The organism is Shinella curvata, assembly GCF_022899935.1.
GTDB classification, from domain to species: Bacteria; Pseudomonadota; Alphaproteobacteria; order Rhizobiales; family Rhizobiaceae; genus Shinella; species Shinella curvata.
Map to the genome: position 1 here is coordinate 574,271 of NZ_JALJCJ010000005.1, position 26,871 is coordinate 601,141.

Sequence of the window (26,871 nt, forward strand, 5' to 3'; positions counted from 1 at the left end):
TCCGCGTCCTGTCAAGAAAACCACGCCTCGTCATAGCAGCGCCGGGCAGGTGAACGGCGAGAGCACGTCGCGGGCGAAGGGATTGCGCGTTGCGGGCGCGGTGAGGCGCATCAGGACCGCACGCTTGCCGAGCCGGAACTGGTAGGTGACGACGTCGGTCGGGTTCTTCTCGATCTTCCTGCCCTGGTCGAACAGACGGAAGAGCGCCCAGGCACCCTGCTCCGTCAGGATATTGCGCTGGCCCTCCATCTCCGGCGTCATGGACATGGCGACACCGGCCACGAGATTTTCCGGCGGCCAGAGATATTGCGTACCGGCCGGCGGGCCATGCGTATAGCTCGCCACCTTGCCGCCGATATCGATGAGGAAGGCGCGCGCCGTCGGATCGAGCTTGCCGACCTCGACGGTGAAATCGACATTCGGCTTTTCCTGTCCGGCAAAGAACACCGTCGTGATATCGTCTGCCTTCTCGAAAGCCGCCAGGACCTCATCCGAAAAACCCAGTCCGAATTGCTGGCCGGTCTTCCAGCGCCACGGCTTCGTGGTCCGGTCGATATAGGGCTTCAGATAGGTGTCGCGGAAACCGGCAATCGCGCCCTGCGGGCCAAGCAGGCGGGAAAAGTCGTCGAGGGAAGCGTCATTGATGCTCTCCGGATCGAAGGGATAACGCCCGCTCGTCGTTGCCGTGCAGAGCGGCAGCACGGTCGAGTTCCAGATTTCCACCAGACGCGCCCGAGAACTGCCGCCGGTGATCGCGCCGGCCTGGGCGAGAATCCGGGCGAAGAACGGCTGAAGGCTCGGCGGAAGCTTGCCGTTGCGGTCGGTCAACTGGGCAAGCAGCGTCTGCGGCTCGGCACCAAGTTCCAGCACATCGCCGCCAGCCGCCACGTGGTTGAGCTGGCGATAGAGCGGTTCGAGCGCTGCCAGCATGTCGTCGAGCGGCGCCTGCTGGCCCTCCGCCGCCGGCACGACGGCCTGGCGGAACGCCTTGAAATGGCTGGTGACGGACTGCGGTACATTGACGACACGGCGCGGCGCACGCACGGTTTTCGTGACCTGCGACAGCCGCTCGGCGGCAAGCGTTTCGATGGCATCCGCGGCACTCGTCGAGAGATCCTGCAGGTCGACCTCGGAGGCGACGGCGACGAGCAACTCCTTGGCAGGTGACGGGTTGCCGGCAACGATGGCGACGGCATCCGCGAGGCGGCGCGGGTCGGTATCCCCGGCAATGCCGAGATCGGCGAGCAGGCTGTCCCAGCGGCTCATATAGGTGACGCGATAGAGATCGGCGAGGCCGTCACGGATGCGGCCCGCTTCCCGCTCGCGGTCGAGCGCCGTATCGGGCCGCCCCATCACCCAGAGGTCATCGGCCAGCGTCTCGGCCGCCTCGCCCGAGGCCCGCATCATCACGCCGACGCCGGCTTTGGTGTAGATGCCTTCGATCCCATCGAAGAAACTGGCGCCGCTGACGCGCGCCAGCGCCTCGGGACCAGCCAGCCCCATGTGATCGACCGGCCGCCACGGCGCCATCGCCTTCACCTCGGGAAGATCGAGCGCAAGATCGTAGGCAAGCCGCGCGAGACTGTAGTTGGTGATTTCCGCACGTGCCTTTTCGACAAGCGCCGGATCCGCATCGGGCGTCGAAAATGAGATCGAGGCGAGTTCGGAAAAATGCGCGGCAAGGCGGCGGTCGACAGCCTCGCTACGGTCGTAGAGCATCCAGTTGGCTGCGAAATCCGGGCCGAGCAGCGCCGCCGTCTCGCGGCCCGCCGGGCGTTCGCCCGTCAGCATCAGGTAGAATTTCAACTGGGTGAAGCGCAGTGCGGCCGGCGTCGCGGGATTGGAAAGCCCCTGCCGCAGATATTGCCAAACGAAGGGAAAAAACAGGTTCGCCAGCGCCTTGTCATAGGCCTTGCGCGCCTCCGACTGCACCGGCCCGGGACTGTAGAGGCCGAAAGTCGAGCCACGCGGCTCCGTTGCGGCGATGGCCGCCAACCGGTCGAGCACCGTCAGGACAGGCTCGAAGCGCATGGAAAGCGCACCGCCCGGCACCGCCTCGGCGATCTCGCCGCGCGCCGTCGTCGTCTGATCCCTTATACCGGAGACATAGCTTCGCCCGTCGCTGAAACCGAACCACCAGAAAACAAGGAGCGCGAAGGCCGCGACGCCGAGTACGATGTTGATCGCGAGGTCCTTCATCCGCGCCGCGACCAGCGCCGGTCGCGTCAGGCCGCCAAGGTCGGCCTCGGGCAGTATGACCTTGCGAAACAGGCCGTAGAGGAAGAAGGGCCGTACCCGCCGCATGCCGGGATCGGGCACCAGCGACAATGTCGCGGGCGAGCGGCCGAACAGCGGAGCGAGCGAGCCGGCCAGCGCATCGACATTATCGCCCGACTGCCGGCAGGAGGTGAAGAAGACACCGCGCAGGTTCGTCGCGGTGCCGAAACGGTGCAGCGTGGCGAGCTGCTGTACGAAGGGCTGGATGCGCTCGCGCAACAGTGCGAACTGCGCCGGGAATTCGAAGGCGCGCCGACGACGCAGTTCGTCCGGCTCCTCCTGAAGGCAGACGAACTGGCGCTGCATGATCCGCTCGGTCAGCCCGGCAAAGCCGCGGTCGAGCGCTTCCGAGGGCCCCCGCACGTCGCCGCCGATATCGGGCGCGATCGGAAGCCCGAAAGCGGCCGCGCGCTCCTCCGTCGTCAAGTCTTCGAACAATTCCTCGAAACCGACGACCCGGTCGAGCTTGGTGACGACGATATAGACCGGCGCATTGGCGCGCAGGCGCTGCACGGCCTCGTCGAGCCGCTGGCGGATGGATGTGGCATAGGCCGCCGCCTGTTCCGGCAGCATGGCAAGCAGTTCATCGACGCTCACCGCAACAATGATGCCGTTGACCGGCTGGCGGGAGCGCAGGCCTCTGATGTGCTGGAGCGCTTCGAACCAGAGCTGCCTCGCCTGCGGCTCTTCGCTTGCGGTCAGCCTGCCGGCAAACTCGATCAGCAGGGCCTGGTCGCTGATGTGGAAGCGGGCTGAGGGCGCCTCCACCGGGCCGTCTCCGTCGAACGGCAGCGTCAGGCCGCTGGCACGCACCAGCGCAGTCTTTCCGGCACCGTCCGTACCGAGCAGCATGTACCAGGGCAGTGCATAACGTGCGCTAACGAAGAGATCGCCATGGCCCCGGCGCAAGAGGCCCATGGCCCGGCCCGCAGCCTCGCGGAAGGCGGAAATCTCGGCCTCAGTGGCAGCCTTCTCCTTGTCGGTGCGGGACGCGGCCTCTTCCTCCTGCTTGCGCAGGGCCAAGATCAAGGCCTCTTCTTCATTGCTGCGCTTGATTCGAATGAGAAAACCGAGACCGCCCCACAGAAGAGCAAGCATCAGGAGAAGGGACAGGCGCGCGGCGGCGGAACCCAGCGGACGCATGTCGCCAAAGGCGATCAGCGGGCCGACGAACCAGATGAGAAGTGCCAGAAACAGCACGGCGAGCGTCAGGACGACACCCGGCCGCCGCAGCGTCCGAAATCCTTTCCTGATCCGCCCGCGCACGCTCACGTCAGGCTTTCCCGATAGGCGACACGCCGGCGTGCCGCGTCGACATAGGCCCGGTCTACCGCAAGGCCGCCCGCTTCGTCGATGGCGGCAAGCGCCTCTTCCACGAAGCGATCCTGCGCGTCGCCTGCGATTTTTACGGCACGTCTTTCGAGCCAGGCCTTCAGCGCCGGAGATGCCGGATCACCAGCCATGTCGGCGAGGGTGATCAGGTCGTTGAGGGTCGCCGTATCGTTGGTGTCGTCGACAAGATCGGCCTCGAGCCAGGCGGCCACCTCCGGCACGAGCGCATTGACCCGCACCGCCCGCTTGGCGTCGGCAATGCCGTTTCGCAGCATGTCGCGCTTGTCGAGCCAGAAGGCATAGGCCGGCACCGGCTTTTCCGCCGCCAGCCGCGCACCGACGGCATCGAGCCGGTCGAGGGTGGCGAGCATGCGCGGTACATCACTGCGCTTGGCGGGACTGGTGAGCGGCGCCGCGTCGCCAATCGCCTCCTGCGCCTGACGGCGCAGGCCGATCTCATGGTCGAAGGTCGAAAACAGCGTGTAGCCACCTGCTGCACAAAGGAGAAAAGCGGCCGCAAACGGTAGCCAGTGCAGCAGCGGATGCGAGGAACCCTGCCGCTCCTTCAGCACGAGCCCGGCTTCCGGCAGGATCGCCTTTTTGACGGCGCCGCTGATGAAATAACCGCGGTTCAACTCGTCATCGACGCCGAGGTCCGGTGGCAGCATGCCGCTTCTCGGCATGGCGAAACGGCGTGACAGCTCCGGCAGTAAGGCGTCGATGGAGAGCATTTCCTGACGTGCACTGGTCATGAAGATGCCGCGCAGCAGCACACCCCGCCATGCGCCGCTGCCTCCGGGCAGCATGGCGTCGATGATCGGCATGACGATGCGCTGGATTGCGGCGATCTGCGCGGAAAAACCGTTTATATGCCCGCAACGGATCGCGTCGGCTTCCTTGGAGAGCAGCTCGATATGCCGGCGGCGCATGGTCTCGACGATATCACCGAAACCGGCGTCGATTTCCGCATGCAGCGCCTCGACCGTCTTCGGCTCCTTCGGGTCGTAGGGCAGGGCAAATCCCCAGGGTTGCGCCTGGTCGGCGGGCTCGATGCGCTCGAAAATCTCCTGGAAACCCGGCACGAGGTCCGTGCGCGAGAGGAGCACATAGGCCGGCAGCGTCTGGTCGAGCATTTCATCGGCCTGACGGAACCAGGCGGCCACGGTCTCGGCGGTCATGCGCTGTTCGAGCTGGTCGGCGAGCACAAGATCGGCGGGGCTGACAACGAACAATATGCCGTTGACCGGCAATTTCGGCTTGACGGCGCGCAAAAGACGGAACAACTCACCCGCCCCTTCCGAAATCTGCGCCTCGATGAAGACCGCATCCGGCCCCACCCACCAATTGGCGGGTCCGATGGTTTTCGGCATGCCGAGGCGCATCTCCGCCCCCTCCAGCAGGCAGGTCTTGCCACTGCCCGGCGGGCCGACGACGAGGAAGAACGGCACCGAATAGCGCCCGCGCGCGCCCTTCAGGCCGCGATCGGCGAGAAAGGCCGAGACCTGCCGGCGCAACTCGCGCAGGGCCGGCGTTTCCGGCGTAGCGCCACGCTTCAGGAAAAAGCGGGAGAAGAGCACCGGCACAAGAGCCCAGAGCACGACGGGCACGAGCGGCAGAAGCGGGCGGATATTCGGATCCGCGACAAGCGGTTGCTGCGTCAGAAACCAGCTCGCGGCGAGAGCGGCCGCAAGCCCGAGAAGCCAGAACAGCAGCAGCCATGGCCTCATGGGACTTTTTCCGCCGGGATCTGGAATTCGACGCGACGGTTGCGCGCGCGGTTCTCCTGGCTGGTGTTCGGCAAGATCGGATCGTTGGCGCCGCGCCCTTCGAAGGTGATCCGGGCGGGATCATCGACATGACGCTGCAGCATCTGTGCCGCCGAACGGGCGCGCGCCAGAGAGATCGCCATGTTGTCGCCAAGCGGGCTGCCCGCGCCGACGGGAATATTGTCCGTATGGCCGACGACGACGATGGCGCCGTTTTCGCTGTCCAGCGCGTCGCCGATCCGCGTGATCAGCGGCTCTTCGCCGAGCGCGAGATCGGTGCCACCGGACGGGAACGAAGCCTTCAGCATGCGGATCGCGACCTTGTCGCCGATGCCGGCTACCTCGACGCGGCCATCCGAAACCTCGGCCGCGAGCGCCTCCGACAGCCGCTGGATCTGCGTCTTGCGCACCGGCGGCACCGGATCGGGAATGGTCGGGATACCGGCACGCTCGACAAGCATGGGAATGCCCGGAACGAGGGCTGCAATCTCGGCGGCGGTTTCTTCCATGCTGGAGCGCAGGCTGATCGAGGAGAAGGCCCAGACGACGGCGAGCAGCGCCAGCAGCGCGAGTGCCGCCGCCCAAGGCGCCGCCATGCTGCGCGGGGCGCGGTGCGGTGCGGCCGCACTCTGCCAGACCTGCGAGAGATTTCGCTCATAAGGCCCGCGCACGCGGCGAATGACGCGGTAGAGATCCTGTCGCAGACGTGCGAACTGCCCCTGCCCGCCATCCATGACGCGGTATTTGCCGCTGAAGCCGATGGCAAGGCAGATCGCCATCAGTTCGAGCACGTCGATGTTCTGTTCCGGCTGCTGCAGAAGCTGCTGCAGCAGATCGTAGAACCGCTCGCCGCCCCAGGTCTCGTTGTAGAGGATGGAGACGAGGCTCTGGCTCGCCCAGCCGGTCGTCGCACCCCAGCGCGTGTTGAGGATGATGTCGTCGATAACGGCGCAGAGCGCATAGCGCGAGACGCGCACCAACCGGTCCGGTATGTCGCGCGCCATGGCGGCGGTCTCGAAATTGCGGATTTCCTCCAGCACGCGGCGGCGGAATTCTGCGATGTCGTCGGGCGCTGCACTTTCGTTCAGCCGCCCGGCGAGCCAGAGCAGCGGCGAAGCAGCACCGACCAGCGGATTGACGGCCGCAAGGTCGAAGGCCTTTTCGATCGCGGGATCCCCGCGGTGACGCGCCCGCTCCACGGGCAGCACGTCGAGCCCGAAATCGAGGTCCTGGCGCTCGGAAGCCGCCGGGCGGGCGGCAAAGAACCCGCCGTCATTGGCCATTCCGCCACCGGAAAAGGCGTTGCCTCCAAGTGCCTCCTGTCCGAAGCCGACCGTCTGGCGCGGCTGCGCTCCGCCCAGGGGTCTGCGGATCGTATCGTCGGCGCCGGGAAGACCGGCGAATGGGTCGTTCACATGCGCCTCCTCAATCCTTCACGGCCCAAAGGTCGAGTTCGAGCGCCGGAAAGTCACCGGCGACATGGATGGCAAGACCGTTGCCGGCCGCGACCTGTTTCCAGATCGGGCTGGAGCGGTCGAGTTCGAAATAGGCCTTGCCGGTGTGGTAGGGGATCTGGCGGGGAGCGACCGGAAGCGCGCGCAGCATGATACCCGGCAGGGCCGCATTCACCAGTTCCGTGATCTGTTCGGCCGCACCGATCTTGATCTGCCCGACGAGCCGGCGCACCAAGGCATCGGCCGGCATGTCGGCCTTGGCCGCCAGAATGAAGGAATACTTCCCGTAGATCGAACGATCCGGCACGTCGGCGACGCGGATGCCGTAGCGGTGCTCGATGAGCGGAATGGTGATGGCGCTGCGCTCCAAGACGGCGCTCAACGCCTGGCGCACGGCGGCGGTCACCGGTGCGAAGGACAGGTGCAGGCGCTCGTGATCATAGGTCGGGAAGGGGCGCGGCCGGTGGCCGGCGGTGGTGAAGGTGGCAAGCTCGCCGGCAAGGCCGATCATCGCCACGAACAGCCGCTCGGGATGCACAAGGGTGGCGGAAGCCATATGGGCAAAGACCGGCTGCCAGCGATTGATCGTCTGGAGCATCATCAGGTCGGTGATTTCGGCGGCCGTGCCGACATTGGTGCCGGCCAGCCGACCGGCAATCGCCTCGCCACGATGGTTGAGCAGGCCGACGATCTCGGTCAGCAGGCCCGACAGGATCGGCGAAACGGCGCAGTCCATGGCTGGCGGCACGTAACTTTCGTCGAGCACCACGGAATTGTCGCTGCGCACCTCGACGATGCGCGCGAGACCGATGCTGACGAAGCCGCTGCGGTCGCTTGTCTCCAGGCCATAACGCAGGCGCAGCTTGCCGACATTGATCGGGGCCGCCGAAAGATCGGAACTGTTGGCGTCGGCGATGTCGATCTCGGCAAGCGTATATCGTGTCGTCAGTTCGGCCTCGACCTCGGCCACCTCGCGCCCGCCCGGTTCGGTCAGCGGCACGGTGAGGTAGATGACGGCGTTGCGGACGTTCTCGTTCAACATCAGCGGCGGCAGGCGGACACCATCGTCGGGGAGAGAAAAGGACGTCCCGTCGGCAAAGACGCCGGCGGCACGCTCGACGGCGAACTGGCCGATGGAAAGGAGCTCACGGTTGAGGCGCAGGTCCGTCAGGCCCCAGCCATAGGGCACGAGGGCCTTCGTGCGGGCGCGCAGCTGGCGCTCGAAATGGCGCGCTTCCTGCTGGAAGTGCTGGGCGCGGATAAACATCCCCTCCGACCAGATCACCTTGTCATCGAACGACATCCGTACCCTTCCCTATGCTGGCGACACGGGCCCCGCCCGCACACCGCCATGCCCCTCGGCTATCTCAGTCCTGCGGACCCATTTCGACGGATAGCGTCTTCAGGTCGACCTTGAGCTTGAACTTCTTGTCCCCCTGAAGCCCGACCATCGCACGCCACTTGGCCTCCTCGAAATTGCGGAACCCGACCACCACGGCAATGATCGTGGCGCCTTCGATCAGGTTGGCCTTCACCCTCTGCACCTCGCCCGGCGCGAAATAGAGTTCCGTCTTGCCGAGCATGGTCGGTCCGAGCGTCTCGGCGTCCGCCTCCCAGAGCTGGCGGAAGCTGGCATTGGCGAATGCCGTCTCGCCGTTCAACTGATAGAGGCGCATCACGACCGGTTGCGGCAGACCATCGGGCCCCGGATTGACCAGCGGCGACGCGACGGCGATCACGTCGAGGCTCGCCGCTGCCGGCGCCGGCTTGATCTCGATCTCCGTCGGTGGCGGCTTTTTCTGCCCAAGGCCGCAGCCGGCAAGCGACACCGCGACGACGCATAGGCATACCAACACGAAAAGGCGCGAGAAAATCGCGCGCAACCCGTTCAACCCCGATACCGCTGGAGACAATCCAGTCGTCAACCCACCCTCTCCTTGCGAAGAAGGTCACGCAACTGCCCCTCAAACTTTCTTTTTTCGTCTATCGACAAGACCGACATCGCCATTTCAACAGTCCTGGCGAACACCGCCACATCAAGCCCTTCCGCTTCAGCAACGAGATTCGCCTCCGCAGTCACCGGAGAGGCTACCGCCGCGCCCGCCACATTGGTATTTTCATTCGAGGCAACGTCCACACCCCCGGAGATATCCACAGGTTTCGTGTCGCCCTCTCGCCCCGTCGCTTCCGGCACCCACCAATCCTGTAGGACAGCAACCTTGCCTCGGGCATTCTCCGCTGTCGTTTCCGGCAGGACGGCCGTCTTTGCAGCGCCTTGCGCCGCCTCGTCGAAACCGAACGGACCGTCCGCGAAGGGATCGCCGGCCGGAACGGCCTGCACGCTCGGCGTGCTTTCCATCGGGGGATCCGTTTCGATGGCGACGGCAATGACCGCGTCGCCGAGGGTCAGCACGTCCCGATCGACCAGCATCTTGCCCACCTCACGGCCGAGCGGCACGCCGTTGACCAGAACGCCGTTGGTCGACATGTCCGTGAGGAGGAAACCGCCGGCCTGACGCTCGATGCGGCAATGCCGCTTGGAAACAATGCGTTCAAGGTCGGCAAGGACCCAATCGGCTTCGTCCGACCGGCCGATGACAATGGATCCCGTCTCTACGGTTCTTTCCCGCAGACCAGCCGTCAGGCGCTCCGGCCCCCTGAGTACGAGTCGCAATCGCATGGTCCACCCCCGCTTGCGATCCGCTTCTCCCCGCCGACACGAATAGACAGAATCGCTGGCGGAAATCTTACCCTACCGTTTTTCGGGCGACTACAAGATAAGCGGAATAATACATGCAAGACCGGTCATGCAACCGCACGTGCCAGGGAACCTCCCCGACCGCGCCCGTGCGCCTGAGATGGCCCGCCGCAAGCGGCCCCTCGGAAAGCAGGAGATCGAGGATCGCCTCGGGACTGCCGGCGTGACCGGAACGCTGCGAATGGCCGCCGAGCCATGCCTCCACCGGCGTCACCTGCCCTGCCCAGTCGAAGGGAACGGAAAGAACCGCCCGCCCGTCATCCGCCAGCACGCGACTGATCTCGATCAGCCCGGCGCGCGGATCGCGCATGCAGTCCACGACATTCATGCCGATGGCGAGCGCGAAGCTGCCGGCGGCAAAGGGCAGCGCCAGGGCGTCACAAAGCCACACGTCCCCGCGCGCCCCTGCCTGATGTCCGAGCCGATAGGACCGCCGGTCGTAGACGAGGCCGACGCGGCGCAGACCGTAGTCGATGCGTCCATCCACCACCGCCCGCCGGCCGATCCGGGCCAGCGGCACGGAAAGGTCGATACCGATGACGTCGCGGCCAAGCCGTACGGCTGCATCCGTGACCGTGCGCCCCGCCGCGCAGCCGATGTCGAGCACCGGCCCCTCCGGCAGATTATCGCCAAGCCTGTCGAACGCTTCGGCAAGATTGCGCGAGACCGCTCCAGGCTGGCCACCGCCCGGCGCCGGCGTGAAGGGAGCGGGATCCTGATCCCCCCAATGGTCCCAGGCATAGGAGGACACATGCTGGCGGATCGATTCGAGACCGCTTCCCGGCCCTGCCGCGTCGCCCAGCAGACTTTCGACGGCCGGTGTGAGGTCGTTGCGTGCCAGCAGGTAAAACAGGTTCTCCTGCACGAAACGGCGCACCTCCGGCACGATGACCGGCATGCCGTCGAGAATGGGATATTCCGAGCCGCAGCTCTGGCAGGTAAGAATGCCGCTCTGAACATCGCCGGCCGCCTCAGCCTCGACGGTGGTCAAGGCCAGCGGACCGTCCTGACCGTTCAGCCGGCAGACGGGGCAGATCGGCCGCAGTGTTTCGAAATGAGAAAGCCGCACCTTAGCCGCCGATCATCACGGTCGGGCAGCCGGGCGGCAGGATCTTTCCGACAGGGCTCGGGATCGGCGCGACGCAGGCGGGATGCAGCGTCAGGTCGTTGATGCGCGCCGCCGGCAGGCCGCCGACCAGCACGGTGGCAGAGCCCTTCGAGATCATGCCGGGACCGCCGGGAATGCAGCCCGGCAGCGAGCAGATCAGCGTCGTGTCGGTCACCCGTGCCGCCGGCATGTTGCCGATCAGCACATTGGGCTGGCCCTTGATGATCGGGATCGGCAGGGCCGGATGCGGCTGGGGCGTCGGGACGAGCGCCGCCGGATGAATCGGCGCATGGCAATGCGGCGCGTCCTGCTTGACCATATCCCCCATGCGCGCGGCGTTCATGATGCCTTCTCCGCCCGGCCGGCGAGCTGCTTTTCCAGTTTCAAGACGTTCCAGCCATTACGGCGCTCATAGGAGACCCTGTCAAGCAGCGTGCGGACGAAATGCATACCGAGCCCGCCGATCTGCCGGCTTTCGAGATCGGCGTCGAGATCGGGGGCGGGAATGCCGAGCGGGTCGAAAGGCCGCCCGTCATCCTGCACCTCGATGGTGAGATGTCCCGCATCGACGGCAAGCGAAAGAAGGATTTCGTGCGCATTGCCGTCCTCAAAGCCGTAGTTGACGGTATTGGTCAGCACCTCGTCGAGCGCGACGTCGATGCCGGTCAGCTCCTCCTCGCCGGTTCCGTGCATTTCCAGAAAGCGCCGCACCTTCTCGCTCGCCGCCTGGATATCGCCATGCGTATTGCCGATCGAAAAGACCGTCTCCTCCGCAAGACGGCCACGCGTCTTGAAAAGCAGCGCGCAGACCGCACCCGATTTGCCGTGGCCGATCCGGGCACGCACCGGGGCAGCGATCCCCTCGACAGAAGCGAAAGTCGCTTCCTCCGGGGTGCCCATGTCACCCGCCGCAAGCCACAACATGTCGCCGGCCGCCAGGGCCGTATGGCTCCCGATCGTTACCCCCGCCTTGCCGCGCGCGGCGCCCGAGGCGACGCCGGCCACGACGTCGATGACCAGAAGGGCGATGTCGAGGCCGGCCGTATCGATCCGTGCGGAAAGCGCCTCCAGCGCCTCACCGGCGGTATGCACCTTGCTGAGAATGGCGCGGATCAACTGTTTGACGCCGGTCGCCCGCAAGGCGGCGGCGATGTCGGCACCCGCAACCCGCACCGCACTGACGGCCAGCACCGAGCGCGCCGGCCAGAAATGATCGTGGAAGGAAACCGTGTCGCCCGCGTCGCAGGCGCCCCCTTCGAGCTCCGTTTCGCGGCGCACGGGAAAGCGCTGCGGCGCAAGCGAGCTGCGCAGCTGCGCGACCAGCGCGGCGTCCGACAGCGGATCGCCCGCCATCACGCCGGCCCACCGCGGAGTTTCAAAAAAGGTTGTGGCAAGTGATACAACTTTCTGGAATCATCGCCCGCATTCGACGCCGTCAGGCGACGTGCAGAGTGATCAACGAAAAGCGTAAGGTCAATATCACCATGAACATCGCCGAGGCCCGGCAGGGCAACAAGCTCGTCGTCACCCCGAGCGGGCGGATCGACAGCCAGACCTCGCCCCTCTTCGACCGGCACCTGACCGCCGTCATCGAGCGGGGAGACGTGCATCTTGTCATCGATCTGACAGGTCTCGACTATATCAGCAGCACCGGCCTCTCCGCCTTCCTGTCCGCCGCCAAGAAAATTCGCGCGGCCGGCGGCAGCATGGCGTTGGCCGGCCTCAACAGCCGTATCCGGCTGGTGTTCGAAATGAGCGGTTTCTTAAGGTTGTTTCCGATTTATGCGACGGTCGACGCCGCAATCGTTGGCTGAAGCGATCCGGTCCGTGGACTTTTACGGGAACTCGGAATTAAGTTGGTTACAATTCCGCCATATGTGTTTTGATGTGATTCGTCTTTTGCGCTGATCTGTGGTTGTCTGATCAGCGCGGCAAAAGCTGGGGGGCTTTCTTGCTGAACGTGGATCTGCAATCGCTCGTGGGGCGACTGAATGCGTATTGCCGTTCGTCGCTCGAAGGTGCGGTCGGCCTGACGCTGTCGCGCACACACTACAATGTCGAGATCGAGCATTGGCTCGCCAAGCTCATCGAGGCGTCGGACAATGATGTCGCGGCGATCCTGCGCCATTTCGAGATCGATACAAGCCGGCTTGCGGCCGACCTGACCAAGGTCCTCGACCGGATGAAGACCGGCAACAGCCGTTCGCCGGCGCTAACGCCCAATGTCGTGAAATGGGTGCGGGAGGCCTGGATCTACGGCTCGCTGCAATATGGCGACACGTCGATCCGCAGCGGCTATCTGCTGGTCAGCCTGCTCGGCGACGATAGCCTTTCGGCACTTGCCCGCGACGCCTCCGCGCAATTCGCCCGAATCAATGCGGAAACGCTGAAGACCAGCCTTCTCAAGATCGTCTCGGGCAGCAGCGAATCCGGCCAGTCGGCCGCAGGCAGCAGCAGAAGTGCCGCATCCGACGGCACGTCGGCCGCCGCCTCCTCCGCCGGTGGCGCGGTGGGCGGCTCGGCGCTCGACCAATATACGATCAACCTCACGGCGCGCGCGCGCGACGGCAAGATCGACCCGGTGCTCGGCCGCGATTCAGAAACGCGCCAGATCGTCGACATCCTCACGCGGCGGCGCCAGAACAACCCGATCCTCACCGGCGAGGCAGGCGTTGGCAAGACCGCGGTCGTGGAAGGTTTTGCGCTCAAGATCGCTGCCGGCGAAGTGCCCGACGCCCTCAAGGATGTCGAACTTCTCTCGCTCGATCTCGGCCTTCTGCAGGCCGGTGCGGGCATGAAGGGTGAATTCGAAAACCGCCTGAAGAAGGTGATCGAGGAGGTCAAGGCCTCCGCCAAGCCGATCATCATGTTCATCGACGAGGCGCATACGCTGATCGGCGCCGGTGGCGCCGCCGGCCAGAACGACGCCGCAAACCTGTTGAAGCCCGCTCTGGCGCGCGGCGAGATGCGCACCATCGCCGCCACGACCTGGGCCGAATACAAAAAATACTTCGAACGCGACCCGGCGCTGACCCGCCGCTTCCAGGTGGTGAAGGTGGAGGAGCCCGGCGACGAGGCGGCCATCGCCATGATGCGCGGCCTCATTCCCACGCTCGAGCGCCATCATGGCGTGCGCGTTCTGGCGGAAGCCGTGGAAGACGCCGTGCGCCTTTCCCGCCGCTACATTCCAAGCCGCCAATTGCCTGATAAGGCCGTGAGCCTGCTCGACACGGCCTGCGGCCGCGTCGCCATCGCCAGCAACGCCATTCCGGCCGCTGTTGAAGACCGCCGCCGCCGGCTCGACATGATCGACGTCGATCTGGGCGTGCTCGCCCGCGAAACCAGGATCGGCACCGATCACAAGACCCGCATCGCCGATCTCAACGACGAGCGTGTGCGCGTTGCCGAAGAGCTTGAAAAACTCGAGGATCAGTGGAAGCGCGAGCAGGATCTCGTCTCCCGCATTCGCGGCCTGCACGATGCCCTGACCGCACCGGACGATACGCCAGCGGACAAAAGTGCCGAGGAGATGAAGGCGGAGCTTTCCACCCTCAACGGCGAACTGGAAGCGCTCCAGGGGGAAAACCCGCTGATGCGGGTGACCGTCGACAGCCAGGCAATCGCCGAAGTCGTCGGCAACTGGACGGGCATCCCCGTCGGCCGGATGGTCTCCAACGAGATCAAGACGATCCTCGGCCTCAACGACAAGCTGCGCGAGCGCGTGATCGGCCAGTCGCATGCGCTGGAAGCCATCGCCGAGACGATCCGCACCTCGCGTGCGAAACTGCTCGACCCGCGCAAGCCCATCGGCGTCTTCCTGATGGTTGGCACGTCGGGTGTCGGCAAGACCGAAACGGCCCTGGCGCTGGCGGATCTGCTCTATGGGGGCGAACAGAACCTCACCGTCATCAACATGTCGGAATTCAAGGAAGAGCATAAGGTCTCGATGCTCGTCGGCTCGCCTCCCGGTTATGTCGGTTATGGCGAGGGTGGTGTGCTGACGGAGGCCGTACGGCGGCGCCCCTATTCGGTCATTCTGTTCGACGAGATGGAAAAGGCCCATCCGGGCGTGCAGGACGTGTTCTACCAGGTGTTCGACAAGGGCATGCTGCGCGACGGCGAAGGCCGCGACATCGACTTCAAGAACACGGTCATCATCATGACCTCGAATGCCGGTACCGATCTCATCCACAAGCTCTATGCCGATCCGGACAAGCGCCCTGACGTGACGGAGCTGACGGAGGCCATCCGGCCGGAACTCCTGAAGAGCTTCAAGCCGGCCTTCCTCGGCCGCTGCTCGGTCGTACCCTATTTTCCGCTTGCCGACGACGTCATCCGCAAGATCGTCGCACTTCAGCTCGGCCGCATCCGCAAGCGTTTTGCGGAAAACTACAGCGCGACGCTGTCCTGGGACGACTCGCTCGTCGAGGCGATCGCCAGCCGTTGCACCGAGGTGGAAAGCGGTGCGCGCAACATCGAATATATTCTTTCGCGTGGGCTTCTGCCGCGCCTTTCCTCCCACGTGCTCGCCGTCATGGCGGAGGGCGGGCAGGTCGGCGGTCTGAAAGCCGTTCTCGACGAGAACGGTCAATTCGAATTCCACGCGCAACCCTCGGATGGTACGGTGGTGCAACCGGAACAGCCGGCGGAACTGGCGGCAGCGAAGTAAGGCATACCGGGCGGCCGCATGCCGCCCCGGACATATCGATCGATCTCAATCCGAATACGAAGGGAGCGCACAATGGCAATCTATCTGAAATACGAAGGCATCGACGGGGAAGCGACACACGATACCCACAAGAAGTGGATCGACATCACATCGCTGTCGTTCGGCACCGGCCGCGGCATTTCCACGCCGGCCGGCTCGACCGCGAACCGCGAAGCGAGCGAACCGAACATCAGCGAAGTCGTCGTGACGAAGCAGCTCGACGGCGCCTCGCCGAAGCTGTTCACGGAATCGGTGACGGGTACCGCCGGCAAGAAGGTGGAAATCCACCTCGTCAGCACCGGCAATCCGGGCAACACCTATGTCGAATACGTGCTGACCAACGCCCTCATCTCGGGCTACAGCGTCTCGTCGGGCGGCGACCGTCCGACGGAATCGATCTCGATCAACTTCACCAAGCTCGAGTTCAAGTTCATCCCCTATGATGACAAGAACAAGGGCGGCACGCCGGTTACGGTCAACTACGACCTCACCACGACGAAGAGCGGCTGATCGCCCGCTTCAGGCCCCTTCAGGGCACGGCCGCCGCCAGATGCCGCGGCCGTGCTCCGATTTCGACAGCATTCCTACGGCGATGCGTGCCCGACGCGCATCCATCGGGCAATAATCCCCTATGGCGACGACCCTAGTTCAAGAGGACCGCTGGATCACCCTCGAGACACCGCTCGGGGAAAACGCCTTCGTCGCGACCGAAGCCCGCGGCACCGAAGGCATTTCCAGCCTCTTTTCCTTCACGGTCAGCGCCCTTTCCCCTCGCACCACAATCGATCCGAAGACGCTGCTCGGCAAGAGCGTGACGCTGTCGCTTGCAAGGCCCGGTGGCAAGCGTCGTTTCGTCAACGGCATCGTCACGTCCTTTTCGGCCGGCGCCTTCACACGCAACGACCATCGGCTCTACACGCTGACGATCTCGCCGAGCCTCTGGCTCCTGCAGCGCACTTCCGACCACAAGGTCTTTCAGGAAAAAACCGTCGTCGCTATTGCCGAACAGTTGCTGGGCGACAGCGACGTGCCTTTCGAAAAAAAGCTGAACGCGACCTACGAGACCTCGGAATATCGCGTCCAGTTCGGCGAGACGGATTTCGATTTCTTCCAGCGCATCCTCGCCGAAGAGGGCATCTTCTATTTCTTCAAGCACAAGGATGGCGAGCACAAGCTGGTGCTGGCCGACAATGCCTCCGCCTATGCCGATGGCCTGCAGGCGACGGTCGAGTATCGCCAGGCGCAGGAAGAGGCTGTCGACAGCGTACATGCCTTCGATACCGGCGCCAGCCTCACCGATGCCGTCTGGCATATAGAGGACTACGATTTCGAGAAGCCCGCCAACAATATCGAGGGCGAGCGCAAGACGAACCAGCCGCCCGCATCGACCAAGAAATGGGAGCACTACCGCTTCCCCGGCGCCTCGGTGAAGGCCGCCAGCCTCAAGCAATTCGCCGCCATCGCCATCGACGCTGCCGAGGCCGGCTTCGAGACCGCCACGGGCGCCGGCACATGCGCGAGCTTCACCGGCGGACATGCCTTCACCCTGAAAGGCCATCCCGTCGCCGCGGAAAACCGGCGCCTCGTGCTGACGGAGGTCCACCACGAGGCCATCGACCGCGCGCATTTCACCACGCGGCCCGGCACCGAGGTGAAGCCCTATTATCGCAACAGTTTCACGTGCATGCCCGCATCGCGGATCGCCCGTAATCCGCTGCCGATGCCCAAGCCCGTCGTTCAGGGACCGCAGACCGCCGTCGTGGTCGGCCCCTCGGGCGAGGAGATCCATACGGACAAATACGGCCGCATCCGCGTCCAGTTCCACTGGGACCGCTACGGCAAGAAAAATGAAAAAAGCTCCTGCTTCGTGCGCGTGGCGCAGTCGCTTGCCGGCAGCAACTGGGGCTCGGTCTTCGTGCCACGCATCGGCATGGAAGTGGTGGTGCAGTTCCTTGACGGCGACCCGGACCGGCCGCTTGTGACGGGTGCCGTCTACAACGCCGACAACATGCCGCCCTGGGCGTTGCCCGGTAACATGACGAAGAGCGGGCTTCTGACCCGCAGCACCAAATCCGGCCAGACGGCGAACGCCAACGAGCTCTCCTTCGAAGACAAGAAGGGCGAGGAAAAGATAGCCTTCCACGCCGAGAAGGACTTTCTGCGCGAGGTCGAGAACGACGACACTCTGGATGTCGGCCACGACCAGAAGCGCACGATCAAGAACAACCGCACCACGACGATCACCGAAGGCAATGAAAGCCTGACGATCAAGAAGGGCAACCGCACCGAAAAGATCGAGAAGGGCAACGAGACGCTCGATATCGACACGGGCAACCGCGCCGTCACGCTGTCCACCGGCAATGACGGGCTGACCCTCAAGAAGGGCAATCGGACCGTCGAGCTGTCCATGGGCAACGACAGTCTGACCCTGACCAAGGGAAACCAGACGACCAAGGCGAGTGCCGGCAAGATCACGCTGGAGGCGATGCAGGGCATCACGCTGAAATGCGGCAGCAGCACGATCGAACTGACACCGGCCGGTATCACCATGAAGGGCGTAACGCTGACCATCCAGGGCTCCGCCAAGGCCGACGTCAAGGGACCGATCGTCAACGTCGCCGGCGACGGCATGGTCGTCGTCAAGGGCGGCATCGTGAAAATCAACTAGGCCCGGCCCGCAAGCGGGTCGTGCAGGGACATTGGATAGAACGAAGGGCAGATGGTGAAGATCCAGACGGAAGCCTTCCGCAAGGTGACGGCCGAAACGGCGCAGGAGATCTGCGGCCGGGCGGACCTCTCTGCCGAGGCCCGGCCTTTCCTGCTGCCCAATCTCTCGCCGCAGGGTTTCCTGTCGCTGCTCGTCGATGCGGAGAATATTGGCGACGCCATCCGCTTCCTGGCCTTCGCCCTGCCGATTCGCGAGGCGATCTGGTGGGCCTATGTGGTGGCGAAGACCAATCTGCATGCCCCGACCGAACTGGAACTCTTGTGCATGGAGCGCGCGGCCGCCTGGGTCTACGCGCCGGACGAAGCCCATCGCCGCTCTTGCATGGAATGCGCCGAATCGGCCAACTTCACGGGTGCTGCGGCCTATGCGGCACTCGCCGTCTTCTGGTCGGGCGGGAGCCTTGCGCCGCAGGGCATGCCGGATGCGGACGCGGACCCTCGGTTGGGCCCGATCGGCGTGGGCGCTTCCGTGCTTCTGTCGATCACGGCGGGAGACGCGACGACACTGACCGACCGGTTCGAAACGGCCATCGTGCGGGGGGTCAGCGTTGCCAATGGGGGCAACGGATGGCTACCTGGAGAGCGGCCGACGGGCGCAACCGGAACCTGAAGGAATCGCAAGATGCGCTTCAAGATCGATTAAGTATTTGGGGCTAAGCATTCAACTCCAGCCCCGCGTAAACAGCGGTACCCGAGTAAGCAGGCCCACAATGCGCAGCGACTTGCGGCCGGGCCTGCATGAACAAGACGAGTGCATTCTGATTTTGACGTGCGGCGGAAGCGGCCTTTAGCCGATACCCCGTGATCGCCCCGCGAGGGAAGAAGGGATCTCTACCCATGGCTTTGCCGCAGGTTATCGATGTCGATGCTCTGCTCCAGCCGATCTCGGAGGAAGCACCTTCGGGCGTGGACCCGCGCTCGGACAGTTCGTCCACCTCGCTCTACTATCGCACGAAGGACGCCCGCAACGCTGCCCGGTCGGCCGAACGCGCCACCGTCGAAATCGGTGGCGCGCCGCCGGAAGAATGGGGCACCGTAGCGGATACGGCAGGTGAGATCCTCGGCGGCCATGGCAAGGATCTCGAAATCGCCGCCTGGCTGATCGAGGCGCTGTTGCGCCAGGAGGGATTTGCCGGTCTGCGCGACGGGCTGAAAGTGATGACCGGCCTCGTGACCGGTTTCTGGGGAAGCTGCTATCCGGAACTCGACGAGGATGGTGTGGAGGGCAAGGTCTCCGCGGTCGCCGGTCTCAACGGTTCGGGCGCTGTCGGCACGCTCATCCAGCCGATCCGGCTCGTGTCGATCACCCAGGGATCCCAGGGCAGCTTCTCGCTGTGGAACTACGAGCAGGCGACGGATCTCGCCAAGGTCACCGACAACAACCGTCGCCAGGAGCGTATCGATAACGGCGCCGTGACCATGGAGCAGTTCATGGAGAGCGTGGCCGATACCCCGGCCTCGTTCTTCGCCGAAACCCAGGCGGCCATCGTGGAAGCCCTGGCGGCGCTGGCGGACATGTCCAGCGCCTTCGATGTGGCGGCCGGCGCGGATGCGCCGCCCGTTTCGGCGTTGCGGGAGTTGCTGGAGGAAATATCGAGGTCGATCACCCACTTCGCCGCTGACAAGCTGGCCGTCGCGAATTACTCTGCAGCCAGCGAGGAATCCGGTCCGGCGGAAGAGGGCGAGACGGCCGGATCGGGGACGGGAGAAACCACCACCGTCGTCGTGCGCAAGATCGAAGGCTACCAGTCGAGAGAAGAGGCATTGGCGGAGCTGTCCCGCATCGCCGCCTACTTCCGCAAGACGGAGCCCCATTCGCCCATGTCCTATACGCTCGACGACGCCGTCCGGCGAGCGCGCATGAGCCTGCCCGAACTGCTGTTGGAACTGGTCGAGGACCCGTCCCATCTGCAGCGGATCCTGCTGGCGGCGGGCATCAAGCCGCCGGAGCCGGCCGAACAGGGTTACTGATAACGAGTTGCACATCATCCACCGCTTGAAGAGGGGGCCACCATGGCAGAGAGCGTTCAACAGAAACTGAAGAGAGTGCGCGCACCGCGCGTCCACATTACCTACGACGTGGAGACCGAAGGCGCACAGGTCCGCAAGGAACTGCCCTTCGTCGTCGGTGTGATCGGCGATTTCTCCGGCAAGCCCTATGAGCCGCAGAAGGCCTTGCGGGACCGCAAGTTCATCCAAGTCGACCGCGACAATTTCGACGATGTCATGCAGCGCATGACACCCGGCGCGGAATTCAAGGTCGAGAACACGCTGGCCGGCGACGAATCGCTGCTTCCGGTCTCGCTGAAGTTCAAGTCGATCGACGACTTCGAGCCCGGCGCGATCGTCGACCAGGTCGAGCCGCTTCGCAAGCTGCTCGCCGTGCGCAACAAGCTGCGCGACCTCATGTCCAAGGTCGACCGCTCCGAAGAGCTGGAAAGCCTGCTCGAGGAAGTCCTGCAGAACACCGACAAGCTGACGGCGCTCGCCGGCCAGCTTGGCGCAGAGAAGGAGTAAGGATATGAGCGCCGAGACCCAAGCAGCCAGCAGTACAGCCGCCACCGAGGAAACCGGTTCGCTGAGCCTTCTCGACCAGGCCATCCAGGTCACCAAGACTGCCGAACCGGACGAGATCCAGGACCTCCTGCGCACGCTGACGTCGGAAGCCCTTTCCGGCACCGTCACCTTCAGCAAGAACCTGACGCAGACCTTCAACAAGGCGATCGCCGCCATCGACGAGAAGCTCTCCAAGCAGCTGACCGCGATCATGCACAACGAGGAGTTCCAGAAGCTGGAAGGCTCCTGGCGCGGCCTCAACTATCTCGTCAAGAACTCGGAGACCAGCTCCACGCTGAAGATCCGCGTTCTCAACATGACGAAGAAGGAACTGCACAAGGACCTGACGAAGGCCGTCGAGTTCGACCAGAGCCAGATCTTCAAGAAGCTCTACGAAAACGAATTCGGCACGCCCGGCGGCGAGCCCTACGGTGCGCTGATCGGCGACTTCGAATTCGGCAACGGCACGGAAGACCTCGAAGTGCTGCAGGGCATGTCGAACGTCGCCGCCGCCTCTTTCGCGCCCTTCATCTCGGCCGCAAGCCCGAAGATGTTCGGCCTGGAAAACTTCACGGAACTGTCCAAGCCGCGCGATCTCGAAAAGATCTTCGACAGCTCGGAATACATCAAGTGGCGCGGTTTCCGTGACAGCGACGACAGCCGCTTCGTCACGCTCACCATGCCGCGCGTTCTGGCCCGCGTACCCTACGGTTCGCAGGGCAAGCAGATCGAGGAATTCAAGTTCGAGGAAGCGCCGATCGACGACAACGGCGTCGTATCGAAGATGAAATCGAACGAATTTTCCTGGATGAACGCATCCTATGCGCTGGGCGAGCGCCTGACCTCGGCCTTCGCGAAATACGGCTGGTGCGTCGCTATCCGCGGTGCGGAAGGCGGCGGCAAGGTGGAAAACCTGCCGACCTTCACCTTCACCAGCGACGATGGCGATGCCGACCAGCAGTGCCCGACGGAAATCGGCATCACCGACCGTCGCGAAGCGGAGCTTTCCAAGCTCGGCTTCCTGCCGCTCTGCCACTACAAGAGCACGGACTATGCGGTGTTCTTCGGTGCCCAGACGACGCAGCGCCCCAAGAAGTACGACAAGCCGGATGCGACGGCGAATGCGGCGATCTCCGCCCGCCTTCCCTACATCATGGCCACCTCGCGCTTCTCGCACTATCTCAAGGTCATGGGCCGCGACAAGATCGGCTCCTTCCTCGAGGTCAGCGACTGCGAAACCTGGCTGAACAACTGGATCCGCAACTTCGTCAACGGCAATCCGGATGCGAGCGCCGAAATGAAGGCGCAGTATCCGCTGGCCGAAGCCCAGGTCACGGTGAAGGAAATCCCCGGTTCGCCGGGCGCCTACAACGCCGTCGCCTACCTGCGTCCATGGCTGCAGATGGAGGAACTCACCGCTTCCATGCGCCTCGTCGCCCGCATCCCGCAGATGGGCTGACGCTTGGATGGATGAAGATGTCACCATCGCCGTGGACTCCGCCTCCGGCGGCGATGGTGCAGGACAACGCGAGGCCGGTCTCCGGCTTCGCATTGTCGCTGCCGCTCTCGGCAGCGGCGCGGACGGCGAGACCGATGCGCTCGACCGCTTCCTGACAAGCGACGACCCCGAAGAATGCCTCCGTCTCTGGTTCGGCCCCAAGGCCGCACGCCGCTCGGTTCTCACGCGCGACATAGCAGCCCTCGACGTTCTTCTCGGCGACCAGATCGACACGATCATCCACCAGCCGGACTTCAAGCGCCTCGAAGCCTCCTGGCGCGGCGTCGACCTGCTGCTTTCCGAAACGGGAAATGACGACAAGGTTCGCGTCAAACTCTTCAACGCCACATGGTCGGAACTGTCGCGCGATTTCGACCGTGCCATCGAGTTCGACCAGAGCACGCTCTTCGCCAAGGTCTATAACGAAGAGTATGGCATGCCCGGCGGCGTGCCGTACGGCCTGCTGCTCTGCGATCACGCCGTGCGCCACCGCCCGGCACCCGGCACGGGCACCCAGGACGATGTCGGTACTCTGACCGGCCTTGCCCAGGTCGCGGCCGCCTCCTTTTCGCCCTGCATCCTGGGTGCGGCACCCGAGCTGTTTGGCGTCACCACCTTCGCCGACCTTTCCTATGCGCAACGGCTCGATTCCGGCTTCCAGCTCGCCGAATATCACCGCTGGCGGCAATTGCGCGATCTCGAGGACAGCCGTTTCCTCGGCATCGCCATGCCCCGCATCCTCCTGCGCGACCGCTATCGCGACAGCGCCTCCCGGCTCGACGGCTTCCGCTACAGCGAGGGCGGCACCGGCGTCGATTCCTGGCTCTGGGGCAATGCCGCCTTCGCTTTCGGCGTCATCGCCATCCGAGCCTTCCGCGAGCGGGGCTGGTTTGCCGATCTCTGCGGAACGCGCGGCACCGAGCGCGAATCCGGCGGCGTGGTCGCCCAGCTTCCCGTCGCCAGTTTTTCGACCGGAGAGGCCGTCGCCTATCGTCGCCCGCTGGAAGTGGAGCTGACCGACAAGAAGCAGAAGATTCTGGAGGCGCTCGGCTTCATCGCGCTCACGCCGCAGAATTTCGACCGTTCCGTCGTCTTCCTCGGAGCGCAATCGCTCTATGCGGCACCCGCCGACAGCGCGCTTCCCGCCCAAGTTAACGGCCGGCTTTCCGCCATGCTGCACTATGTCATGTGCATGAGCCGCTTTGCCCATTATGTGAAGATCATGGCTCGCGACCGTGTCGGCGCATATACGACACCGCATGAGCTGGAACGCTACCTGGAAGACTGGCTGCGCAACTACACGATCGGCAACACCGACGCCGGTCCGGAGCTGAAGGCGCGTTATCCGCTTGCCGGCGCGCGCATCGAGATGAGCGAGGTGAGCGGTCGCCACGGCGTCATGAATTGCGTGCTGCATCTCCAACCGCATTTCCAGTTCGACCAGGTCGTCTCTGGTTTTCGCATGCGCACGGAAGTGCAGACCATGCGGACACGATAAGGGACATCAATGGCTCGCCTCCCCAACAAGGTCCCACCCCGCCTGCCGCTCTTCGACCGGCTGCTGCAGGGCGACAATATCGAGACGGACCGCAGCGCCGACCGTGCCATGCAGGAGCTGCACGAATCCGTGCGCCGCGACCTCGAAATCCTCTTCAACACCCGGCCCGGCCGGCTGTCCGACGACGCGCGGCTGACCGAGCTTCGCCAGTCGATCCTCTCCTACGGTCTGCAGGAGGTACAAAGCCAGCATCTCGCCTCGCCCGCCCAGCAGGAACAGTTCCGCAAGACCCTCGAAGAGGTCATCCGCCGATTCGAGCCGCGTTTCCGAGAGCTTTCCGTCTCGCTGATCGTGCCGGAAAACCAGATCGAACGCGTGTTGCGCTTCCAGATCAACGCGCTGCTCGAGACGGATTCCTCCAGCGAGGCTGTCATCTTCAACACCGCCATCGATCCCGTCACCGGCACGATGTCGATCAACGGCCGCTAGCGTCTTGCAACGTTTCGCGACTGGCGTAACGTGGCGCACGAAGCACTGCTTCCCCGAGAGTATTCGGTGAACTCTCAGTAATCGGGAACACTCTAGGGTTTGTTTTTTTACCGCATTCATGAGGCCCTCTTTGGATTTCTCCCAGGCGAAAATCCTCATCGTCGATGATGTCGAGGACAACAGGGACGTATTGGCGCGTCGCCTGAAACGGCAGGGCCTCGTCGATATCCAGCAGGCGTGCGACGGCCTTGATGCGCTCGAAAAGATCCGTAACGCACCGTTCGATCTCATCCTGCTCGACGTCATGATGCCGCGCATGAACGGTATCGATACGCTCCAGGCGCTGAAGGATGAAGGCTGGCTTCAGACCACCTCAGTCGTGATGATCTCGGCCGCCTCGGAAATCGAAACCGTGGTGCGCTGCATCGAGCTTGGCGCGGAGGATTATCTGCCCAAACCCTTCAATCCCGCGCTGCTCGCCGCCCGCGTCGGCGCGGTTCTGGAGCGAAAGCTGCTGCGCGACTTGAACCGCCGCCAGCTAGAGCGGCTGGAACGTGAGCTTGCGGAAGCCTGGCTGTGCCAGCAATCCATGCTGCCGACCGCCTTTCCGGTCGATCCGGCGGTGCTCGACATTTTCGCCAGTGTCGATCCGGCGCTGGAAATCGGCGGCGATCTCTATGACGTCTTCGAGGTAACGCCCGGTCTCATCGCCCTTGCCATCGGCGATGTCGCCGGCAAGGGCGCATCGGCGGCTCTGTTCATGGCCCGCACGCGCAGCCTGCTGCGTGCCGGCACGCTGCAGTTCCACGCCGTCTCCGGCCGAGTGCCGCGCCCCTCGGAAATCGTCGCGCTCGTCAACGACGAACTCAACAAGAACAATCCGCAGTCGCGCTTCGTCACCCTGTTCCTTGCCTTCCTGGATCTGTCGACCGGGCGCCTTTCCTATTGCAATGCCGGCCATGTCTATCCGGTCCTGGCGGGCGCAGGCGGCGTCAGCGAGGTGGCGACACCGCCCGATCCCGCTCTCGGCGTCATCGACGGGCTCGACTTCAACGACCATGATCTGATGCTTGCCCTGGGCGATTGCCTGTTTCTGACGTCTGACGGTCTTTCGGACATGCAGAACGCCGAGCAGGCCCAATTCGGCACCGACGCCGTCCTTGCCGAAATCTCCGCAAGCAGGACGCTTCCGGCAGCGGAACTGGCCGGCGCGGTGCTCGCAAAGGCGCAGGCTTTTGCCGGCGGCGCCGCGCAATTCGACGACATCACCGTACTGGTCGTCAGACGGTTGCGTTAGGCACGAAAAGTGCAGCCGGAACGCGACTGCCCCCTGTCAATCCCAGGGACATTGCAGTAGCCTTGTCGTGGGCCTTGCGCCGTCGCAGGGGAATCACGCGACGCCTGCGCAATCCAGTGAAAACAATGAGGTAGCGCCGCCGCGAGCGGACGGCTGCTGCCCGAAGCCTCGCACGGAGGAGGAAAAGTCGTGCCGAATATCAATTTTGGCGCTCTGGACAAGAGCGACGCGGAAGATGTCTGCTGGTGCGTGGTCGAATCCATCGCCGACATGGACGACACCGCATCCAGCGTTATTGCCCTCGTGCACTTCCTGCGCGAAGTCTACGGCGCCGATGACGCGGACGAGAAGGTCATCCCGAATCCGGCGTTCCTTGCCAACGGTCATGACGGCATGTCGCCGAAGACTCGCAAGTACTTTACCGGCCGCACCTTCAAGGGGCTTGGCGGCAGCGCCGTCAGCCTCGCGGGCGGTCTCGCCTCCGGCGTGACGGCTGTCGATGTCGGCAGTATCCTTCGCGAAGGCAGCGCCGTCGGCACCACCGCCGCCCACCTCGTTGGCATCAAGGCCGCCGGCAAGGGCTTCAAGAAGAGCGAGACGGTGACCCGCTGGGTCGATGCCATGCTGAAGGCCAAGGTCGCCAAGATCGGCGTTCGCGGCGTGGGCCTCGCCGGCGCCGCCATTCCGATCCCCGCCGTCGGCCTTGCCACGAGCGTCGCCACGACGGTCGCGAAACTCGGCATCAAGGTCACGCTCAGCAAGCTCGTCGCCCGCACCGCAATGGAGGTGCATTGGCGCGCCTACCAGGAAACCGTGATCGCCGGCGCCTTCGGCGGGCGCAACGGTCCCGTCGGCCCCGCCTCGGCGATGTTCTACGAAATCTTCACCAAACGCAGCTTCACCCGCATCTTCGGCAAACACGACACTGCCGCCCTGATCAGGGAGCCCGCCGGCTGGATGGCGTTGAACGACAAGCTGATGCTGATGTAAGGCGCCTGCAGCTTAACCGCGCCGACGCTCCATTGGCAGCCGTAGGCAGATACCTCGCTTGACCCCGCCAGGCGCGGCCCGCACAAGGCCGCGCTTCGTGCGCTTCAACCGCGCACAGCCAATCCGTTGTCATCGAATCTATGGATGCGTGTTGCGTCTGGCGTGAGCCATACGGTATCGCCGTGGGTGACGGGGAAGTCGCCGTCGGCGCGGACGGTGAGCATGCCGATGCCGTCGACATTGACGTGCAGGAACGTGTCGGAGCCGAGATGTTCGGCGACGCCGACCACGCCCTTCCAGCTGCCGGTCTCCTTCGAGAGTTTTATGTGCTCCGGCCGGATGCCGACGGTGGGCGCATTGTACGGCTTGGCCGCCTCGCCCTTGACGAAGTTCATGCGCGGCGAGCCGATGAA

General features: G+C 64.4%; 22 protein-coding genes. 12 read left to right on the top strand and 10 right to left on the bottom strand.

Going from position 1 to position 26,871, the window contains the following annotated elements; genetic code table 11:
• Nucleotides 1–30: 30 nt before the first annotated feature.
• The 9 genes from tssM to MUU55_RS20770 all read right to left on the bottom strand — a co-directional run bounded on the left by tssM (nt 31) and on the right by MUU55_RS20770 (nt 12,048).
• Nucleotides 31–3,549 carry a type VI secretion system membrane subunit TssM gene (gene tssM / locus MUU55_RS20730; RefSeq protein ID WP_244762658.1) on the bottom strand — a complete coding sequence of 1,173 codons (3,519 nt, stop codon included), beginning with the start codon at nt 3,547–3,549 and terminating at the stop codon, nt 31–33.
• Nucleotides 3,546–5,336, bottom strand: coding sequence for a type VI secretion protein IcmF/TssM N-terminal domain-containing protein (locus MUU55_RS20735; protein ID WP_244762659.1), 1,791 nt, complete (start codon nt 5,334–5,336; stop codon nt 3,546–3,548). Before MUU55_RS20735 ends, tssM begins: the two co-directional genes overlap by 4 nt.
• The gene (icmH, locus tag MUU55_RS20740) at nt 5,333–6,790 is read right to left on the bottom strand and encodes a type IVB secretion system protein IcmH/DotU (protein WP_244762660.1); all 1,458 of its coding nucleotides are present in this window, start codon (nt 6,788–6,790) and stop codon (nt 5,333–5,335) included. Before icmH ends, MUU55_RS20735 begins: the two co-directional genes overlap by 4 nt.
• Nucleotides 6,791–6,800: 10 nt before the next feature.
• Nucleotides 6,801–8,132: a type VI secretion system baseplate subunit TssK gene (gene tssK, locus MUU55_RS20745; RefSeq protein WP_244762661.1), complete on the bottom strand. Its 1,332-nt coding sequence runs from the start codon at nt 8,130–8,132 to the stop codon at nt 6,801–6,803.
• Between the two features lie 64 nt (nt 8,133–8,196).
• Nucleotides 8,197–8,754, bottom strand: coding sequence for a type VI secretion system lipoprotein TssJ (tssJ, locus tag MUU55_RS20750; protein WP_244762662.1), 558 nt, complete (start codon nt 8,752–8,754; stop codon nt 8,197–8,199).
• Nucleotides 8,751–9,509 carry an FHA domain-containing protein gene (locus tag MUU55_RS20755; RefSeq protein WP_244762663.1) on the bottom strand — a complete coding sequence of 253 codons (759 nt, stop codon included), beginning with the start codon at nt 9,507–9,509 and terminating at the stop codon, nt 8,751–8,753. Before MUU55_RS20755 ends, tssJ begins: the two co-directional genes overlap by 4 nt.
• Before the next feature lie 67 nt (nt 9,510–9,576).
• On the bottom strand, nt 9,577–10,656 hold the full coding sequence (locus tag MUU55_RS20760; protein WP_244762664.1) for a methyltransferase domain-containing protein: 1,080 nt from the start codon (nt 10,654–10,656) through the stop codon (nt 9,577–9,579).
• A 1-nt stretch (nt 10,657) separates the two neighbouring features.
• Complete coding sequence (locus MUU55_RS20765) at nt 10,658–11,038, bottom strand: PAAR domain-containing protein (protein ID WP_244762665.1); 381 nt, start codon at nt 11,036–11,038, stop codon at nt 10,658–10,660.
• On the bottom strand, nt 11,035–12,048 hold the full coding sequence (locus MUU55_RS20770) for an ATP-binding protein (RefSeq protein WP_244762666.1): 1,014 nt from the start codon (nt 12,046–12,048) through the stop codon (nt 11,035–11,037). The genes MUU55_RS20765 and MUU55_RS20770 overlap by 4 nt, the downstream gene beginning before the upstream one ends.
• Nucleotides 12,049–12,146: 98 nt before the next feature.
• Here MUU55_RS20770 and MUU55_RS20775 point away from each other — a divergent pair, with 98 nt between their 5' ends.
• The 12 genes from MUU55_RS20775 (at nt 12,147) to MUU55_RS20830 (ending at nt 26,458) form a co-directional block, all read left to right on the top strand.
• Nucleotides 12,147–12,509, top strand: a complete 363-nt coding sequence (locus tag MUU55_RS20775) for an STAS domain-containing protein (RefSeq protein ID WP_244762667.1) — start codon at nt 12,147–12,149, stop codon at nt 12,507–12,509.
• A 146-nt stretch (nt 12,510–12,655) separates the two neighbouring features.
• Entirely contained in the window at nt 12,656–15,364 is a 2,709-nt protein-coding gene (gene tssH, locus MUU55_RS20780; protein WP_244762704.1) for a type VI secretion system ATPase TssH, read from the top strand.
• Between the two features lie 72 nt (nt 15,365–15,436).
• A complete protein-coding gene (locus tag MUU55_RS20785) occupies nt 15,437–15,913 on the top strand; it encodes an Hcp family type VI secretion system effector (RefSeq protein WP_244762668.1) in 477 nt (158 codons plus the stop codon).
• Nucleotides 15,914–16,034: 121 nt separating this feature from the next.
• Complete coding sequence (locus MUU55_RS20790) at nt 16,035–18,071, top strand: type VI secretion system Vgr family protein (RefSeq protein WP_244762669.1); 2,037 nt, start codon at nt 16,035–16,037, stop codon at nt 18,069–18,071.
• 51 nt (nt 18,072–18,122) lie between these two features.
• Nucleotides 18,123–18,740 carry a DUF6931 family protein gene (locus tag MUU55_RS20795; protein WP_244762670.1) on the top strand — a complete coding sequence of 206 codons (618 nt, stop codon included), beginning with the start codon at nt 18,123–18,125 and terminating at the stop codon, nt 18,738–18,740.
• A gap of 227 nt (nt 18,741–18,967) precedes the next feature.
• Nucleotides 18,968–20,101: a type VI secretion system protein TssA gene (tssA, locus tag MUU55_RS20800; RefSeq protein WP_244762671.1), complete on the top strand. Its 1,134-nt coding sequence runs from the start codon at nt 18,968–18,970 to the stop codon at nt 20,099–20,101.
• Between the two features lie 42 nt (nt 20,102–20,143).
• The gene (tssB, locus tag MUU55_RS20805) at nt 20,144–20,647 is read left to right on the top strand and encodes a type VI secretion system contractile sheath small subunit (protein WP_244762672.1); all 504 of its coding nucleotides are present in this window, start codon (nt 20,144–20,146) and stop codon (nt 20,645–20,647) included.
• A 4-nt stretch (nt 20,648–20,651) separates the two neighbouring features.
• Nucleotides 20,652–22,145 (top strand): type VI secretion system contractile sheath large subunit, encoded by a 1,494-nt coding sequence (gene tssC / locus MUU55_RS20810; protein WP_244762673.1) that lies wholly within the window; start codon nt 20,652–20,654, stop codon nt 22,143–22,145.
• 7 nt (nt 22,146–22,152) lie between these two features.
• Complete coding sequence (gene tssC, locus MUU55_RS20815; protein WP_244762674.1) at nt 22,153–23,682, top strand: type VI secretion system contractile sheath large subunit; 1,530 nt, start codon at nt 22,153–22,155, stop codon at nt 23,680–23,682.
• Between the two features lie 9 nt (nt 23,683–23,691).
• On the top strand, nt 23,692–24,171 hold the full coding sequence (gene tssE, locus MUU55_RS20820) for a type VI secretion system baseplate subunit TssE (RefSeq protein WP_244762675.1): 480 nt from the start codon (nt 23,692–23,694) through the stop codon (nt 24,169–24,171).
• A gap of 130 nt (nt 24,172–24,301) precedes the next feature.
• Nucleotides 24,302–25,468 carry a PP2C family protein-serine/threonine phosphatase gene (locus MUU55_RS20825; RefSeq protein ID WP_244762676.1) on the top strand — a complete coding sequence of 389 codons (1,167 nt, stop codon included), beginning with the start codon at nt 24,302–24,304 and terminating at the stop codon, nt 25,466–25,468.
• Between the two features lie 189 nt (nt 25,469–25,657).
• Nucleotides 25,658–26,458 (top strand): hypothetical protein, encoded by an 801-nt coding sequence (locus tag MUU55_RS20830; RefSeq protein ID WP_244762677.1) that lies wholly within the window; start codon nt 25,658–25,660, stop codon nt 26,456–26,458.
• A 104-nt stretch (nt 26,459–26,562) separates the two neighbouring features.
• On the opposite strand, the gene MUU55_RS20835 is transcribed toward MUU55_RS20830, so the two are convergent.
• Nucleotides 26,563–26,871, bottom strand: a 309-nt coding sequence (locus tag MUU55_RS20835) for a TOBE domain-containing protein (protein ID WP_244762678.1), incomplete at its 5' end; no start/stop codon positions are given.